The sequence below is a fragment of the Micromonospora sp. I033 genome (assembly GCF_053890995.1).
Genome location: NZ_JBSSLX010000131.1, coordinates 1 through 16,525 on the forward strand (window position 1 = coordinate 1; position 16,525 = coordinate 16,525).

General features: G+C 75.3%; 12 protein-coding genes. 7 read left to right on the top strand and 5 right to left on the bottom strand.

The genetic code is table 11. The annotated features are described in order from the left end of the window. Nucleotides 1-32 precede the first annotated feature (32 nt). From ACW0Q9_RS20460 to ACW0Q9_RS20475, 4 genes are all read left to right on the top strand, one after another. Nucleotides 33-3,539 carry an ATP-dependent helicase gene (locus ACW0Q9_RS20460; RefSeq protein WP_456183666.1) on the top strand — a complete coding sequence of 1,169 codons (3,507 nt, stop codon included), beginning with the start codon at nt 33-35 and terminating at the stop codon, nt 3,537-3,539. Then, nucleotides 3,536-7,066 carry an ATP-dependent helicase gene (locus ACW0Q9_RS20465; RefSeq protein WP_456183646.1) on the top strand — a complete coding sequence of 1,177 codons (3,531 nt, stop codon included), beginning with the start codon at nt 3,536-3,538 and terminating at the stop codon, nt 7,064-7,066. The genes ACW0Q9_RS20460 and ACW0Q9_RS20465 overlap by 4 nt, the downstream gene beginning before the upstream one ends. Nucleotides 7,067-7,266: 200 nt before the next feature. Then, the gene (gene cspE, locus ACW0Q9_RS20470) at nt 7,267-7,470 is read left to right on the top strand and encodes a transcription antiterminator/RNA stability regulator CspE (protein ID WP_013288421.1); all 204 of its coding nucleotides are present in this window, start codon (nt 7,267-7,269) and stop codon (nt 7,468-7,470) included. 211 nt (nt 7,471-7,681) lie between these two features. Beyond that, on the top strand, nt 7,682-8,944 hold the full coding sequence (locus ACW0Q9_RS20475) for a DEAD/DEAH box helicase (RefSeq protein WP_456183648.1): 1,263 nt from the start codon (nt 7,682-7,684) through the stop codon (nt 8,942-8,944). Nucleotides 8,945-9,112: 168 nt separating this feature from the next. Here the strand turns inward: ACW0Q9_RS20475 and ACW0Q9_RS20480 are convergent, their stop codons facing one another. Genes ACW0Q9_RS20480 through ACW0Q9_RS20495 form a run of 4 tightly spaced genes read right to left on the bottom strand, consistent with a single transcriptional unit; the run spans nt 9,113 to nt 12,272 of the window. Beyond that, a complete protein-coding gene (locus ACW0Q9_RS20480; RefSeq protein ID WP_456183650.1) occupies nt 9,113-9,553 on the bottom strand; it encodes an RrF2 family transcriptional regulator in 441 nt (146 codons plus the stop codon). A gap of 4 nt (nt 9,554-9,557) precedes the next feature. After that, complete coding sequence (locus ACW0Q9_RS20485) at nt 9,558-10,442, bottom strand: ABC transporter permease (RefSeq protein WP_456183652.1); 885 nt, start codon at nt 10,440-10,442, stop codon at nt 9,558-9,560. After that, nucleotides 10,432-11,211 carry an ABC transporter ATP-binding protein gene (locus ACW0Q9_RS20490; protein WP_456183654.1) on the bottom strand — a complete coding sequence of 260 codons (780 nt, stop codon included), beginning with the start codon at nt 11,209-11,211 and terminating at the stop codon, nt 10,432-10,434. Before ACW0Q9_RS20490 ends, ACW0Q9_RS20485 begins: the two co-directional genes overlap by 11 nt. Continuing rightward, nucleotides 11,208-12,272, bottom strand: coding sequence for an ABC transporter substrate-binding protein (locus tag ACW0Q9_RS20495; protein WP_456183656.1), 1,065 nt, complete (start codon nt 12,270-12,272; stop codon nt 11,208-11,210). The genes ACW0Q9_RS20490 and ACW0Q9_RS20495 overlap by 4 nt, the downstream gene beginning before the upstream one ends. Before the next feature lie 229 nt (nt 12,273-12,501). On the opposite strand from ACW0Q9_RS20495, the gene ACW0Q9_RS20500 reads away from it, so the two are divergent. The 3 genes from ACW0Q9_RS20500 to nudC all read left to right on the top strand — a co-directional run bounded on the left by ACW0Q9_RS20500 (nt 12,502) and on the right by nudC (nt 16,214). Further along, nucleotides 12,502-13,812, top strand: coding sequence for a M16 family metallopeptidase (locus tag ACW0Q9_RS20500; protein WP_456183658.1), 1,311 nt, complete (start codon nt 12,502-12,504; stop codon nt 13,810-13,812). Continuing rightward, nucleotides 13,809-15,146: a M16 family metallopeptidase gene (locus ACW0Q9_RS20505; RefSeq protein ID WP_456183660.1), complete on the top strand. Its 1,338-nt coding sequence runs from the start codon at nt 13,809-13,811 to the stop codon at nt 15,144-15,146. Before ACW0Q9_RS20500 ends, ACW0Q9_RS20505 begins: the two co-directional genes overlap by 4 nt. A gap of 120 nt (nt 15,147-15,266) precedes the next feature. Continuing rightward, nucleotides 15,267-16,214: an NAD(+) diphosphatase gene (gene nudC / locus ACW0Q9_RS20510; protein ID WP_456183662.1), complete on the top strand. Its 948-nt coding sequence runs from the start codon at nt 15,267-15,269 to the stop codon at nt 16,212-16,214. Nucleotides 16,215-16,340: 126 nt separating this feature from the next. Here nudC and ACW0Q9_RS20515 read toward each other — a convergent pair. Then, nucleotides 16,341-16,525, bottom strand: a 185-nt coding sequence (locus tag ACW0Q9_RS20515; RefSeq protein WP_456183664.1) for a hypothetical protein, incomplete at its 5' end; no start/stop codon positions are given.

The window sequence follows — 16,525 nt, forward strand, 5'->3', positions numbered from 1 at the left end:
ACGCGCACCCGCCGCCGCGCCGGCCGGATCCGGTGCAGGCCGAGGTGGTCGCGCACACCGACGGGCCGATGCTGGTCGTCGGCGGCCCCGGCACCGGCAAGACCGGCACCCTGGTCGAGGCGGTCGCCGCCCGGGTGGCCGAGGGCGTCGACCCGGAACACGTCCTGGTGCTCACCTTCGGCCGGCGGGGCGCCACCGAGCTGCGCCACCGGATCGAGGCGCGGATCGCCGGCGACGGCCACCGGGTGGTCCGCGAGCCGCTTGTCCGCACCTTCCCGGCGTACGCCTTCGGCCTGCTCCGCCGGGCCGCCGCCGAGCGCGGCGAACCCTCGCCCCGGCTGCTCACCGGCCCCGAGCAGGATCTGATCATCCGCGAGCTGCTCGACGTGGTGGGCGAGGACCCGGAGGACGACCCGGCCGGCTGGCCGGAGGACCTGCGCCCGGCGCTGCGTACCCGGGCCTTCGCCCAGCAGCTCCGCGACCTGCTGATGCGCGCCGCCGAGCGGGGGGTCGGCCCGGTCGAGCTGGCCCGGCTCGGCGAGAAGCTGGGCCGCGCCGACTGGCCGGCGGCCGCCCGCTTCCTCCGCGAGTACGTGGCTGTGCTCGCCCTCCGCGACGTGAGCAACCGGGGCTCGATCGCGTACGACCCGGCCGAGCTGGTCCGGGCCGCCACCGGCATGCTGCTCGACGATCCGGAGCTGCTGGCCGCCGAGCGCCGCCGGCTGGCCCACGTCTACGTCGACGAGCTGGCCGACACCGACCCCGCCCAGCTCGACCTGCTCGCCGTCGTGGCCGGTGGCGGCAAGCCGCTGGTCGCCTTCGCCGACCCGGACTCCTCCACGTACGCCTTCCGCGGCGCCGACCCGGCCGGGGTGACCACCTTCCCGCACCGGTTCCGCACCGCCTCCGGCGCGCCGGCCGCCCAGGTCACGCTGACCACCTCCTACCGGGCCGGGCCGGAGCTGCTGGCGGCGACCGCCCGGCTGGCCCGCCGGCTGCGCGGCCCGGCGGCGCACCGGCGGCTGCGCCCGCTCCCCGACGCCACACCCGGCACCCTGGAGGTACGCACCTTCCGCTCGGCCACCAGCGAGTCCGCCTGGCTGGCCCACGCGCTGCGCGAGGCGCACCTGCTCGACGGGGTGCCCTGGTCGCGGATGGCGGTGCTGGTCCGCTCCACCGGCCGCCAGCTGCCGTCGCTGCGCCGCGCCCTGCACACCGCCGGCGTGCCGACCGTCGTGCACGGCGAGGACCTGCCGCTGCACCTCCAGCCCGGGGTGGCCCCGCTGCTGCTCCTGCTCCGCTGCGCGCTCGAACCCGACCGGCTCGACGAGGAGTCGGCGGTCGCCCTGCTCCACTCGCCGCTGGGCGGTGCCGACCCGCTCGCCGAGCGGCGGCTGCGCCAGGGGCTGCGCGCGCTCGCGCTGGCGGCCGGCGACCGCCGCCCGTCCGGCGAGCTGATCGTCGAGGCGTTGCGCGACCCGGCCGAGCTGGCCACCGTCGAGCGGCGCTGGGCCGCCCCCGCCCAGGCGGTGGCGCACCTGCTGGAGACCGCCCGGCAGACCGCCGCCGCGCCCGGCGCGACCGCCGAGGACGTGCTGTGGGCGGTGTGGCGGGAGAGCGGCCTCGCCGAGCGCTGGGCCGGGGCGATCACCCGGGGCCGGGCGGCCACCGGGGAGCACGAGACCGCGCAGCGCTGGCGGGCCGAGGCCGCCGACCGCGACCTGGACGCGGTCATGGTGCTCTTCGACGCGGCGGCCCGGTTCACCGACCGGCTGCCCGGCGCGCGCGCCGAGGTCTTCCTCGACCACGTGCTCGGCCAGGAGCTGCCGGCCGACACCCTCGCCGCCAGCGCCGACCGGGGCGAGGCCGTGCGGCTGCTCACCGCGCACGCCGCCAAGGGCCTGGAGTGGGACCTGGTCGCGATCGCCGGTGTGCAGGAGGGCGTCTGGCCGGACCTGCGGCTGCGCGGCAGCCTGCTCGGCTCGGAGCGCCTGGTCGACGTGCTCGCCGGCCGGGCCGACGGCGCCGGGCTGCGGGCCAGCCTGGTCGGGCAGACCTCGGCGCTGCTGGACGAGGAGCGCCGGCTGTTCCACGTGGCGATCAGCCGGGCCCGGCGCCGGTTGCTGGTCACCGCGGTCGCCTCGGCGGCGGTCGGCGGCGACGACCACGAGGAGCAGCCCAGCCGCTTCCTGCACGAGCTGGCCGCCACCGACCCGCCCGCCGTCGGCGGGGCCGGCACGACCGGCCCGGACCCCGGACCGCCCCCGAGCGGTCCGACCGGCGGCGCTCCGACCGGCGGCGCTCCGACCGGCGGCGCTCCGACCGGCGGCGCGTCGACCGGCCACGGCCCGACCGGCGCCGCCTTGACCGGGATTGTCGGCCGGGGACGGGACCGGAGTGCCGGCGACGGCGCCGCCGGGATTCCGGCCGATGTGGCCGGGCGACCTGGCGACGGTGCCGCGCTGAGTGTGACGGCGTCGGACGGGCCGGTGCCGGCCGGCGACGAGGACCCGCAGGACGGGGCGCCGGGCGTCCTGCCGGTCACCCTGCCGCCGCGCGGGCTGACCCTGTCCGCGCTGGTGGCGGAGCTGCGTACCGCGGTCACCGACCCGGCGGCGCCGGTCACCCGGCGGCGCGCGGCCGCGGCCGAACTGGCCCGGCTGGCCGCCGCCGGGGTGCCCGGCGCGCATCCCGACGACTGGTGGGGGCTGCGCGGCCTCTCCGACGACCGGCCGCTGGTCGACGAGGGCGAACCGGTGAAGGTCACCCCGTCGGCCATGGAGAGCGCGTTGCGGTGCAGCCTGCGCTGGCTGCTGGAACGGCACGGCGGCAGCGCCCCGGCCAGCGCCGCGCAGGGCGTCGGCAACCTGGTGCACGCCGCCGCCATGCTGGCCGAGGACGCCAGCGTCGACCGGACCGCCCTGCTGGAATACGTGGCCGCCCGGTTCGACGCCATCGAGCTGGCCGCCCGCTGGATGGCCGGCCCGGAACGGACCCGCGCCGAGGCCATGGTGGACAAGCTGCTGCGCTGGCTGGCCGGCAACCCGCGGCGGCTGCTCGCCATCGAGCACGAGTTCGCGGTCCGCCTCGACGACCCGCGCCGGCCGGTCGAGCTGACCGGCCGGGTCGACCGGCTGGAGGTCGATGACGAGGGGCGGCTCGTGGTGATCGACCTGAAGACCGGCAAGTCCACCGCCGTCACCGAGCGGGAGGTGGCCGAGCACCCGCAGCTCGGGGCCTACCAGGCCGCCGTGGAGGCGGGGGCGTTCGCCGAGTTCGGCGAGGAGTCCGGGGGCGCCGCGCTGGTGCAGCTCGGCACCGGTGCCAAGGACGCCAAGGAGCAGGCCCAGGCGGCCGCCGGGGAGGGTCCCGAGGCCGGCTGGGCCACCGCGCTGGTCCGGCGCACCGCCGACACGATGGCCGCCGCCACGTTCGCCGCCGTCGCCAACTCGAAGTGCCGGGTCTGCCCGGTGCGGACGAGCTGCCCGGTCTCCGGGCAGGGCCGCCAGGTCGTCGAGCCCCCCACGGAGCACGCATGACGACCCAGCCGACGCTGTTCAGCACCACCGCCACCCCGACGCCCCGGACCGCCGACGCCGGCCCCCGCTACACGCCGGTCGAGCTGGCCAGACTGCTCCGGCTGCCGGCGCCCACCCGGGAACAGGCGGCGATCATCGCCGCGCCGGTGGAGCCGCTGCTGGTGGTCGCGGGCGCCGGCTCCGGCAAGACCGAGACGATGGCCGCCCGGGTCGTCTGGCTGGTCGCCAACTCCTACGTCCGCCCCGAGCAGATCCTCGGCCTCACCTTCACCCGCAAGGCGGCCGGCGAGCTGGCGCACCGGGTACGCACCCGGCTCGACCAGCTCATCCGGCGGCTCGGCCGGCAGGCCCGGGACCCGCACGAGGACCCCCTCGCGGGCGAGCCGACCGTCTCCACCTACCACTCGTACGCGGGCCGGATCGTCACCGAGCACGGGCTGCGGGCCGGCTACGAGCCGACCACCCGGCTGCTCACCGAGGCGTCCCGCTGGCAGCTCGTCGACCTGCTGGTGCGCAACTACGACGGCGACATGTCCGAGGTGGACCGGATGCCGTCGACCATCACCGACGCGGTGCTCGCCCTGGCCGGTGAGCTGGACGAGCACCTGGTCGACCCGGACGAGCTGGCCGCCTGGACCGGCCGGTTCTTCGCCGAGGTGCAGTCCCGCCCGGGACGGGTCTACGCCGACGTGCGCAAGGCCCTCCAGCTCCAGCAGACCCGGCTAAAGCTGCTCCCGCTGGTCCGCGCGTACGCCCGGCGCAAGGACGACTTCGAGGCGATGGACTTCGCCGACCAGCTGGCCCGGGCGGCGCGGGTGGCCCGCGACCACCCCGGCGTCGGGGTGATCGAGCGGGACCGGTTCCGGGTGGTGCTGCTCGACGAGTACCAGGACACCAGCCACGCCCAGGTGGTGCTGCTCAACGCGCTCTTCGGCGGCGGCCACCCGGTCACCGCGGTGGGCGATCCCTGCCAGTCCATCTACGGCTGGCGCGGGGCCAGCGCGGGCACGCTGGACCGGTTCCCCGCCGAGTTCGCCCGCACCGACGGCGCCCCCGCCGAGGTGCTCAGCCTCACCACGAGCTGGCGCAACCGGCCCGAGATCCTGGGCGTCGCCAACGCGCTGTCGGTGCCGCTGCGGGCCGCCGGCGCCCGGGTGCCCGAGCTGCACGCCGCGCTCAGCGTCCGCGACCCGATCCCGCACCGCAGCCCCGGCGGGCGGGCCGCCGGCACCGTGCACTGCGCGCTGCTGGAGACGTACGCCGACGAGGCCGACTGGATCGCGGACAGCGTGCTGGCCGCCTGGCGGGGCGCGGCCGGGATGCCGGAGGCGCTGCCCGAGCACATCCCGGCCCACCGGCGCCCCACCACCGCCGTGCTGGTCCGGCTGCGCAGCCAGATCCCGGCGATCGAGGCGGCGCTGCGGGCCCGCGGGCTGCCGGTCGACGTGGTCGGCCTCGGTGGGCTGCTGGACACCCCCGAGGTCCGGGACGTGGTCTGCACGCTGCGGGTGCTCGCCGACCCGACCGACGGGGCGGCGCTGCTGCGGCTGCTCACCGGCGCGCGCTGGCGGATCGGGCCGCGTGACCTGGTCGCCCTGCACCGGCGGGCCCGCGCCATCGCTCGGGCTCGGCGGGAGGTGACCGGCGACGACGGGCCGGAGATCACCGTGGACGCGCTCGACGAGGCCACCCTCGTCGAGGCGCTGGCCGACCTGGGGCCGGCGCAGGCGTACTCGGCGGAGGGCTACGCGCGTCTGCGCTCGTACGGGATGGAGCTGGCGCTGCTGCGCTACCGGCTGGACCAGTCCCTGCCGGAGCTGATCGCGGACATCGAGCGGACCATCGGCCTGGACGTGGAGGTGGCGGTCCGGGCCGGCCGGGACGGCGCCGGCGACGCCGGCCTGGCCCGCGCCCACCTGGACGCGCTCGGCGACGTCGCGGCCCGGTTCAGCGGCGAGACCCCCGGTGCCACGCTGGCCGGATTCCTCGCCTACCTGGCCGCCGCCGAGGACGAGGAACGCGGCCTGACTCCGGGCGAGGTCGAGGTGGTGGAAGGTGCGGTGCAGATACTCACCGCGCACGCCGCGAAGGGCCTGGAGTGGGACGTGGTGTCGGTAGCCGGCCTGACGCGGGGCGTCTGGCCGGGGCCGGTGCGCAACTCCGACCACTGGCTGGGCGGGCTCGGCGTGCTGCCGTTCCCGCTGCGCGGCGACGCCGACGGGCTGCCCGAGCTGGGCCTGCACGGGGCGGACGACCAGCGCGGCGTGGCCCGGGCCGTGGAGGACTTCACCGACGCCTGGCGGGCCCACGACGAGCGGGAGGAGCGCCGGCTGGCGTACGTGGCGGTGACCCGGCCCCGCCGGCTGCTGCTCTGCTCCGGCTACTGGTGGGGGGAGGGCACGAAGAAGTTCCGCGGCCCGTCGCTCTTCCTCCGTGAGGTGCACGACGCCTGCCTGGCCGGCGGGGACGGCCACCTGGTCGACGCCTGGGCCCCCGAGCCCGCCGGGGACGCGGTCAACCCGACCACCGAGACGGTGCTGCGGGCCGAGTGGCCGGCCGACCCGCTCGGCGCCCGGCGCCCGGCCCTGGCCGAGGCGGCCGCCCTGGTCCGCCGTTACCTGGCCGACCCGGAGGCGGCCCGCCGCGAGGAGGCCCTGCTGGCGGCCGCCGCGGCGACCGCGGCGGCGCCGGCCGGGAACGCCGACCCGCCGGCGCCCACCAGGAGCGTCGACACGACGGCGCCCGCCGAGAAGGCCGACACGCGGCCGCCCGCCGAGGACGCCGACCCGCCGACGCCCGCCGAGGACGCCGAGGTGGCCCGCTGGCGGCGGGAGGCCGACCTGCTCCTCGCCGAACGGGCCGAGCTGGCCCGGCGGGCCGAGGCGGTCGAGGTCGAGCTGCCCGGCCACCTGTCGGTGACCCAGCTCGTGGCGCTGCGCCGCGACCCGGAGGCCCTGGCCCGGACGTTGCGCCGGCCCATGCCCACCGAGCCCAACCCCTACGCCCGGCGGGGCACCGCCTTCCACACCTGGCTGGAGCAGCGCTTCGGCGCCGACCGGCTGCTCGATGTGGACGAGCTGCCGGGCGCGGCCGACGACGACGCCGCCCCGGACGACGCGCTCACCGAACTCCAGGAGCGCTTCCTGGCCAGCGAGTGGGCGGACCGGGTGCCGGTGGAGGTGGAGGTGCCCTTCGCCACGGTGATCGCCGGGGTGGTGGTCCGGGGCCGGATGGACGCCGTCTTCGCCCGCCCCGGCGGCCGCTTCGACGTGGTCGACTGGAAGACCGGCCGGCAGCCGGCCGGGCGGGAGGCCGACGCGGCGGCCGTGCAGCTCGCCGTCTACCGGCTGGCCTGGGCCGAGCTGGCCGGGGTGCCGGTCGAGCGGGTCGGGGCCGCCTTCCACTACGTCCGGGACGGGGTGACCGTCCGCCCGGCCGACCTGCTCGACGCCGAGGGGCTGACCGCGCTCGTCGCCGCGGTACCGGAATTTCCGACAGAGGGCGCGGCGTTGACGAGATCGTGGTAGGTTAGGCGCGTTGCAGTTTTGGTTTCCAGAGACTCTGTGTGCGCCTGGCGGATTGTGGCCCCAGGCGCTCTTTGTTGTGTCCGGAGTTCTCCGGGCGGGGCGACCAGCAGCGACAGGTACACCGCGCACATGCGTGCGGTGTGCTCCCTTCGGTCCGCAACAGGTGCGGGTCCGAACGTTCCGTCAAGGAGACGAAACACATGGCAATTGGCACCGTCAAGTGGTTCAACGCTGACAAGGGCTTCGGCTTCATCACCCCGGACGACGGCGGCGCCGACGTCTTCGCCCACTTCTCGGCGATCCAGACCTCCGGCTACCGGAGCCTGGACGAGAACCAGCGGGTCGAGTTCGAGGTGACCCAGGGCCAGAAGGGCCCGCAGGCGGAGAACATCCGTCCGCTCTGATCTTCGGATCATCCGGTAACACCCATCGCGCCCCCCGGGCGCGGTGACGGGCCGGTCCGCTGCGCCGCCCACCCGCTCCGCGGGACGTGGCGTGCTGCGGCGGGCCGGCCCGTACCTTTCGGTTCGTGCTTGTGACCACCGGCGACGCCGGTGACGCGCCGCTCGTCGGCGCCCTTCCTCGACACGTGCCGCGTCGAGGAAGGCTTTTCGCATGACCATGACCGTTCCCACCTTCGCCGCCACCGGCCTGGCCCCCGCGCTGGTCACCGAGCTGGCCGCGCAGGGCATCACCGAGCCGTTCCCCATCCAGGCGGCGACCCTGCCGGACTCGCTGGCCGGCCGCGACGTGCTCGGCCGCGGGCGCACCGGCTCGGGCAAGACCCTGGCCTTCGGGCTGCCGCTGCTGCACCGCACGGCCGGTCGCAAGGCCCGCCCGGGCCGCCCGCTGGCGCTGGTGCTGGTGCCCACCCGCGAGCTGGCCCAGCAGGTCACCGCGGCGCTCACCCCGTACGCCCGGGCGCTCGGGCTGCGCTGCGCCACCGTGGTCGGCGGGCTCTCCCTCCAGCGGCAGGCGGACGCGCTGCGCGCCGGCGCGGAGGTGCTGGTGGCCACCCCGGGCCGCCTGCACGACCTGATCGACCGGCGCGACGCCCGGCTCGACCAGGTGGCCGTCACGGTGCTCGACGAGGCCGACCAGATGGCCGACATGGGCTTCCTGCCGCAGGTGACGAAGCTGCTGGAGCAGGTCGACCCGAACGGCCAGCGGATGCTGTTCTCGGCCACCCTGGACGGCGGCGTGGACCGGCTGGTCCGCCGCTTCCTGAGCAACCCCGTGTCGCACTCCGTCGACCCGGGCACCGCCACGGTGACCGCGATGACCCACCACGTGCTGCACGTCGAGGCGGAGGACAAGCCGGCCGCGCTGGCCCACATCGCCGCCCGCGAGGGCCGCACCATCCTGTTCATGGCGACCAAGCACCGCGCCGACCGGGTCGCGCGCCAACTGCTCGCCAAGGGGGTACGCGCGGCCGCGCTGCACGGCGGCAAGACCCAGCCGCAGCGCACCCGGATCCTGGAGCAGTTCCGCACCGGCCACGTCACCGCGCTGGTGGCCACCGACGTGGCGGCCCGGGGCATCCACGTGGACGGGCTGGACCTGGTGGTCAACGCCGACCCGCCGACCGAGGCGAAGGACTACCTGCACCGGGGCGGGCGGACCGCCCGGGCGGGGGAGTCCGGCACCGTGGTCACCCTGGTCCTGCCGGAGCAGCGGCGGGACGTCTCCCGGCTCATGACGGTCGCCGGCATCACCCCGCACACCGCCCGGGTACGCCCCGGCGACGAGGAACTGGCCCGCGTCACGGGCGCCCGCCAGCCCACCGGTGTCCCGGTCACCCTCACCCCGCCGCCCGCACCGCACCCCGCGCCGGCCTCGCGGCCGTCCCGGTCCCGCCGCCCGCGCCGCCGGGCCTGATCCTCCCACTCCGGCCTGGCGGGCGGCGGTGTCCGGCGTGCCGGGACACCGCACGGCCCGCCGGGCCGGAGTCGATCGGGTCCGGGCCGCGTCGCACCCGCGGCCCGAGCCCGTCGAACGTGGTCAGGACGGCGTGTCGCTCCCGCGGCCCGGGCCCGTCGACGGTGGTCAGGCCGCGGCGCGGTCGGCCAGCAGGTCGGCGAGGGTGGTCCGGTCGACCACCAGGGCGATCGCGCCGTCCACCGCCAGCCAGACGTCCCGCAGCCCGGCGGCCACCCCGTGGTAGCCGGCGTGGTCGGCGGGCATGCCCCGGACACTGGTCAGCGCGCCGCCCACCGCCCGCAGCACGTCACCGACGCTGATGTCGGCGGCCGGGCGGGTGAGCGCGTACCCGCCCTCGTTGCCGCGGTGGCTGTGCAGCAGCCCCGCTCGGCGCAGGTCGAGCAGGATGCCCTGGAGGAAGCTGAGCGGGATGTCCTGGCGCTCGGCCAGGCTCGCCGCCTTGACCAGCTCACCGCCGCCGAACCCCCCGTCGCCGGTCGACCCGGCGGCGTCGGCGACGGCGAGCATGGCCCGGAGCGCGTAGTCGGCGCGCGCGGAGACGTACACGGGCTCAGTTGCCGGCCTGGTCCAGCACGCCCCAGCGGCGGCGGATCGCCTTGTCGGCCGCGCCGAACGCGGCGTCCACCAGCAGGCCCACCACCAGGATGACGATCATGATGGCCATCAGCCGGGGCGCCTCGCTCAGCTCCCGGGCGTAAGTCAGCTGCGCGCCGATCGACGTCCGGGTGGCGATGACCACCAGCAGCTCGCCGGCCATCAGGCTGCGCCAGGCGAACGCCCAGCCCTGCTTGAGTCCGGCCACGATGGCCGGCAGCGCGGCCGGCGCGATCACGTAGCGGTAGAGGTTGAGCCCGTGGGCGCCGAGGTTGCGGCCGGCCCGGACCAGCAATGGCGGCACGTAGTCCACGCCGTGGATGACCCCGTTGGCCACCGACGGCGCCGCGCCGAGCACCACCACGAAGAAGATCGCCTGCTCGCTGAGCTGGAAGAGCAGGATCGCCAGGGGGAACCAGGCGATCGACGGCATGGTCTGCAGGGCGGTGATCATCGAGCCGAGCGCGGCGCGGAGCACCTTCACCCGGGCCACCGCGAGGCCGATCAGCAGGCCGACGGCGACCGCGGCGGCGAAGCCCACGGCGGCGCGGCGGGCCGTGGTGGCCAGGCCGTGCCAGAGTGCCGGGCTGGCCAGGTAGTGGCCGAGGTCCGCGAAGACGACGGCCGGTCCGGGCAGCGCCCACGGGTCCTTCCAGCCGGTCCAGACCACGGCCTGCCAGAGGGCGACGGCCAGGGCCAGGGCGGCCAGCTTCGGCCAGAGCGCGGACCAGCCGCGGCGCAGCCGGGACGGCGCCTTCTCCTGGCCGGCGATCTCCAGGGCGTCCAGGCCGGAGATCTCCGCGTCCGTACGCGGCGTCCCGGCGAGCGTGTCACTGGCCATGGCGGCCCACCTCCGTACGCAGCCGGTCGGTGACGTCGGCGGCGATGGCCGCGATCTCCGGCGAGTCGATCCGCCGGGGTCGCGGCACGTCGACCTCGGTGGAGTAGATGATCCGGCCGGGCCGGCTGGAGAGCAGGATGATCCGGTCGGCGAGCCGGGCCGCCTCGCGGACGTTGTGGGTCACGAAGATCACGGTGAGCTTCCGCTCGGACCAGATCCGCTCCAGCTCGTCGTGCAGGATGTCCCGGGTCATCGCGTCGAGCGCGCCGAACGGCTCGTCCATCAGCAGCACCGGGGTGTCCAGGGCAAGGGTGCGGGCCAGCGCGACCCGCTGCCGCATGCCGCCGGAGAGCTCGTGCGGGCGCTTGCGGGCGAAGTCGGCCAGGTGGACCGTACGCAGCAGCTCGGCGACCCGCGCCCGCCGCTCGTTCCGGGGCAGCCCGCGCAGCTTGAGCGGCACCTCGACGTTGCCCTCGACGGTGAGCCACGGGAAGAGCGCCGACTCCTGGAACATCAGCCCGGGGTTGACCCCCTCGCCCAGCTCGATCCGGCCGCCGCTGGTCCGGTCCAGCCCGGCGACCAGGTTGAGCAGGGTGCTCTTGCCGCAGCCGGACGCGCCGACAAGGCAGACGAACTCGCCGGGGGCGACGTCCAGCGACACCCCGTCCAGCGCCAGGACGGCGTGCTCGCCCTGGCCGTACACCTTGGTCACGCCGCGCAGCGCGACCGAGCCGGTCGCGCTGCGCGGGGTCGTCAAGGTCGACGTCACGGCTGGGTGACCTCGGTCTTGCCCTGCGCCTTCAGCACCTCGTTGAGGTACTTCAGGTCGTAGAGGCCGTTGAGGTCGACCGGCTGGGTGAGGCCGACGGCGACGGCGTGGTCCAGGCCGGTCTTCAGCGAGGCCGGGATCGGGTCGTTGGTGAACTCCAGGGTCGGCCAGGCCTGCTTGATCAGCTTGAGGTCCAGCGGCTTGCCGGTGATCTTGCCGATGTGGTCGGAGATGGCCTGCTGCGCCTCGTCCGGCTTGCTGTTGACGAACTCGTTCGCCGCCACCTGCCCCTCGACCAGCTTCTTCACCACGTCCGGGTGTGCCTTGAGGAACTTGGTGCTGACCAGCAGGTTGGTGATGACGAACTTCCTGTCCGGCCAGAGGTCGCGCTCGTCGACCAGGACCTTGCCGCCGGCGTTGACCAGCCGGGAGACGAAGGGCTCGGGCACCCATGCTCCGTCGATGGCGGCGGTGCCGAAGGTCTCGATGGTCTGCGCGTTCTCCTGGGGGACCACCTTGACGTCGCCGCCGCCCTCCTTGGTGGTCTGGAGGCCCTTCTCCTTCAGCCAGTAGCGCAGCGCGACGTCCTGGGTGTTGCCGAGCTGCGGGGTGGCGATCTTCTTGCCGCGCAGCTGCTCCACCGACGTGATCTCCGGCTTCACCACCAGCGCGACGCCACCGGACGCGGCGCCGGAGACGACCCGGACCGCCTCGCCCTTGGACTTCGAGAAGGCGTTGACGGTCGGGTTCGGACCGATGTACGTGGCGTCGAGCGCGCCGGAGAAGACCGCCTCGATGGCCGCCGGGCCGGCGTTGAAGGTCTTGGTCTCCAGCGTGACGTCGCCGCCCAGCTTCTCCTTGAAGATGCCCTTCTCCACACCGACCACGGCGGGCGCGTGGGTGATGTTCGGGAAGTAGCCCAGGCGCAGCGTCACCGGCCCGGAACCGCCGGCGGCGTCGTCGCTGTCGTCGCCGCAGGCCGCGGTGGCGCCCAGGGTGGCCGCGCCGACCACGGCGAGGGTGGCCAGGGTGACCAGGCGGCGGAAGGGGAGCCGTCTCATCGTGTATCCAATCCGCAGTATTCCTACTTAGTTGGTAGGAAGACTGGGGCAGGCGGTGAGCGGCGTCAAGACCCGTTCACGATCCGGGACGCACGACCTGGGGATTCTCGGTAATTCCCACCTGTTCGGTGGAGATGGCGACGCCGGTCGGCCCCCGCCCGGCACCGCCGTCCGGTGGGCCCGCGCACACCGCCGGTGCGGGCGCGGTGGACGAGTTAGGGTCGATCACGTGCCGACGCGGAGAGCGAGAATTCCAGCGACGAAATACCCGGTCGAGCGGTTCACCCTCGACAACGGCCTGCGGGTGGTGCTCACCCCCGACCGCAGCGCCCCGGTCATCGGGGTGGCGGTGGTCTACGACGTCGGCATCCGCTCCGAGCCGGAGGGGCGCACCGGCTTCGCCCACCTCTTCGAGCACCTGATGTTCCAGGGCTCGGAGAACCTGGAGAAGCTGGCCCACTTCCGGCACGTCCAGGGCGCCGGCGGCACCTTCAACGGCTCCACCCACCTGGACTACACCGACTACTACGAGACCCTGCCCAGCAACGCGCTGGAGCGGGCGCTCTTCCTGGAGGCCGACCGGATGCGCGGTCCCCGGCTGACCGAGGAGAACCTGCGCAACCAGGTCGACGTGGTCAAGGAGGAGATCCGGGTCAACGTGCTCAACCGGCCGTACGGCGGTTTCCCCTGGCTCACGCTGCCGCCGGTCATGTTCGACACGTTCCCCAACGCGCACGACGGCTACGGCTCCTTCGACGACCTGGAGTCGGCCACCGTCGGCGACGCGGCCGACTTCTTCCGCCGCTACTACGCCAGCGGCAACGCCGTCCTGGCGGTCAGCGGGGACGTCGACGTCGCCGAGGCCACCGCGCTGATCGAGCGGCACTTCGGCGACGTGCCGGCCCGGCCCGCCCCGGAGCGCCCCGACTTCGCCGAGCCCGACCTCACCGCCGAGCGGCGCACCTCGTACACCGACCAGCTCGCCCCGCTGCCGGCGGTGGCCGGGGCCTGGCGGGTGCCCGATCCGGTGACCGACTTCGCCGGCTACCTGCCGTACGTGGTGCTGGCCGAGGTGCTCACCGACGGCGACGCGTCCCGGCTTGTCGAGCGGCTGGTCCAGCGGGACCGCTCGGTGACCAGCCTCGGCGGCTACCTGGGCTTCATGGGCGACCCGTTCGACGTGCGCGACCCCACCGCGCTGCTGCTCCAGGCCCACCTGCCGCCCGGCGGCGACGTGGACAAGGTGCTGCGCACCGTCGACGAGGAACTGGACCGGCTGGCCACCGACGGGCTGATCGAGGGCGAGCTGGCCCGGACCCAGGCCCGCATGGCGACCCATCTGCTGCGGGACACCGACGCGGTGCTCGGCCGGGCGCTGCGGATGGCCGTCCTGGAACAGCAGCGCGGCGAGCCGGGCCTGCTCAACGAGCTGCCCCGGCTGGTCGGCGAGGTGACCGACGAGCAGGTCCGCGCGGCCGCCGCCACCCTGCGGCCGGAGCGCCGCGCGTCCATCGAGGTCATCGCCGGAGGCGCCCGATGAGTGCAACCGTGGAGACGGGTACGCGGCCGCTGCCGGCGCTCGGTCCGAACCGCAGGCTCAAGGTGCCCAAGCAGGCCGAACGCACGCTGGCCAACGGGCTCACCGTGATCGCGGTACGCCGCAGCGCGATCCCGCTGGTCGAGCTGCGGCTCTGGATGCCGTTCGGGCGTACCCACCTGGCCCGCGGCGGGATGCTGGCGCAGACCCTGCTCTCCGGCACGGACACGCACACCGCGACCCAGCTCGCCGCGGAGTTGCAGAAGGTCGGCGGCGGCCTCTCCGCCGGCATCGACCCGGACCGGCTGATGCTCTCCGGGGCGGGCCTGGTCACCGGCCTGGGCCGGATGCTGGAGCTGCTCGCCGACGTGCTCACCGGCGCCACCTACCCGGCCGACTGGGTGGAGACCGAGCGGGACCGACTGGTCGACCGGATCCAGGTGGCCCAGAGCCAGCCCGCCCACCTGGCCCGGACCGCGCTGCTCAAGCGGATCTACGGCAGACACCCGTACGCGGTGCAGACCCCCGAGCCGGACCAGGTGCGCGCGGTGAAGCCGCCGGTGCTGCGCCGGCTGCACGCCGAGCGGGTGCACCCGGCCGGCGCGGTGCTGGTGCTGGTCGGGGACGTGCAGCCGGAGCGGGCGCTGGACGCCGCCGAGCAGGCGCTCGCCGGCTGGAAGGGGGACGGGCAGCCGGCCGAGCTACCCCCCGCGCCGCCGCTGGAGCCCGGCCCGCTGCTCCTGGTCGACCGGCCCGGCTCGGTGCAGTCCTCGCTGCGGATCGCGCTGCCCGCGGTGCCCCGCACCCACCCAGACCACGCCGCGCTGCAACTGGCCAACCTGGTCTTCGGCGGATACTTCTCCTCCCGCTGGGTGGAGAACATCCGCGAGGACAAGGGCTACACCTACGGCCCGCACTCGCTGATCGAGCACTCGGTGGCCGGGTCGGTGCTGGTCGCCGCCGCCGAGGTGGCCACCGAGGTGACCGCGCCCGCCCTGCTGGAGACGACGTACGAGCTGGGCCGGCTGGCCGCGCTGCCGCCCAAGCCGGACGAGCTGGAGCAGGCCCGCCAGTACGCCCTCGGCACGCTCCAGCTCGGCATGTCCACCCAGGCCGGGCTGGCCTCGCTGACCAGCGCGTACGCCGGCAACGGCCTGCGCCTGGACTTCCTCGCCGAGCACGCCGCCCGGCTGGCCAGGGCGACCGTGGACGACGTGGCCGCGGCGGCCGCCCGCTACCTCGCCCCGGCGCAGGCCGTGACCGTGGTGCTCGGCGACGCCGAACGGGTGGCCGACGGCCTCGCCACGCTCACCCCGATCCGCACGGAGTCCGCGTGAGCGCGAGGAGTGAGCCGGGTTTGCGAGCCCCGCAGTCGCGAACGAAAGAGGGCACCCCGTGAGCGCGAGGAGTGAGCCGGGTTTGCGAGCCCCGCAGTCGCGAACGAAAGAGGGAACAGCGTGACGGGCGAGCCCGCTCCACCGCTGGCCCGGTCGACGCTGGACCGGGCGGCGCACCGGCGCACCGACCCGGGCTGGCTCGCCGAGGCGTGGGAGCAGTCCCGGGTGCTGGTGCTGGACTCGGCCGACGAGGGGCGGGCCCTGGTCCGCGGCGCGGCGGCCCCGCCGGAGCTGGTGCTGGTCGGCCCCGGTGAGCTGCCCGAGGTGCCCCGGTCGGTGCCGATGTTCCTCGGCGTCGAGCAGGACGGCGTGCCGGTCTTCGCGGTGGACGCGCCGCTGCCCGAGCTGCCCGGCACCCGCCGGGTCAACCTGCGCGAGGTCGGCCACCTGCTGACCGACCGGGACGCCGGGATCTTCACCACGGCGCTCGCCCTGCTCAACTGGCACCTCCGGCACGGCTACTCCTCGTCCAGTGGGCAGCCGACCCAGGTGGACGAGGCCGGCTGGTCGCGCGTCGACGCGGGCGGCGGCCGGATCTGGCCGCGTACCGACCCGGCGATGATCGTGCTGGTGCACGACGGCGTGGACGGGCCGGACGGGCGCTGCCTGCTGGGCAACAACGCCACCTGGCCGAGCACCCCGGGGCAGCGCCGCTACTCGTGCCTGGCCGGCTACGTCGAGCCGGGGGAGTCGGCCGAGGCCGCCGTGTTGCGCGAGGTCCGCGAGGAGGTCGGCGTCGCGGTCGAGGAGATCGGGTACGCCGGCAGCCAGTCCTGGCCGTTCCCCGGCTCGCTGATGCTCGGCTTCCTGGCCCGGGCCGACGCCGACGCGCCGATCCGGGTGGACCCGGCCGAGATCGCGCACGCCCGCTGGTTCAGCCGGCGGGAGATCGGCGCTGCGCTGGCCGACCAGCCGGTCCGGGTGGAGGGCGGCGACCGCCTGCTCCTCCCGCCGCCCTCGTCGATCGCCCTCTTCCTGATCCACCGCTGGCTCGACGGCCACTGCTGACCAACGGCGATGCGGGCCGTCGGGATCGAGGGTCCCGACCCGGGTCCCGGTCCGGACCGTCGCCACCGCGGCGGTTCGCCAGGAGCACCGGCCTGCGCATCCGTCGTCGCGAAGCCCGGCACCACCTCACACCGCGCTGTCGACCTGATGTCGTGAACGACTCACCCTGCCCGCTCGCTCCGCACGACCGGCAAGGCCGCACACCCGCCCAAGCAGATCTTGGCGACTTCCCGTTCCCAGCGAACAGAAAGTCACCAAGATCGCGAAGCCCACCCCGGTGATCATGAGGTTAGCGGCGACAAATCGGGCGA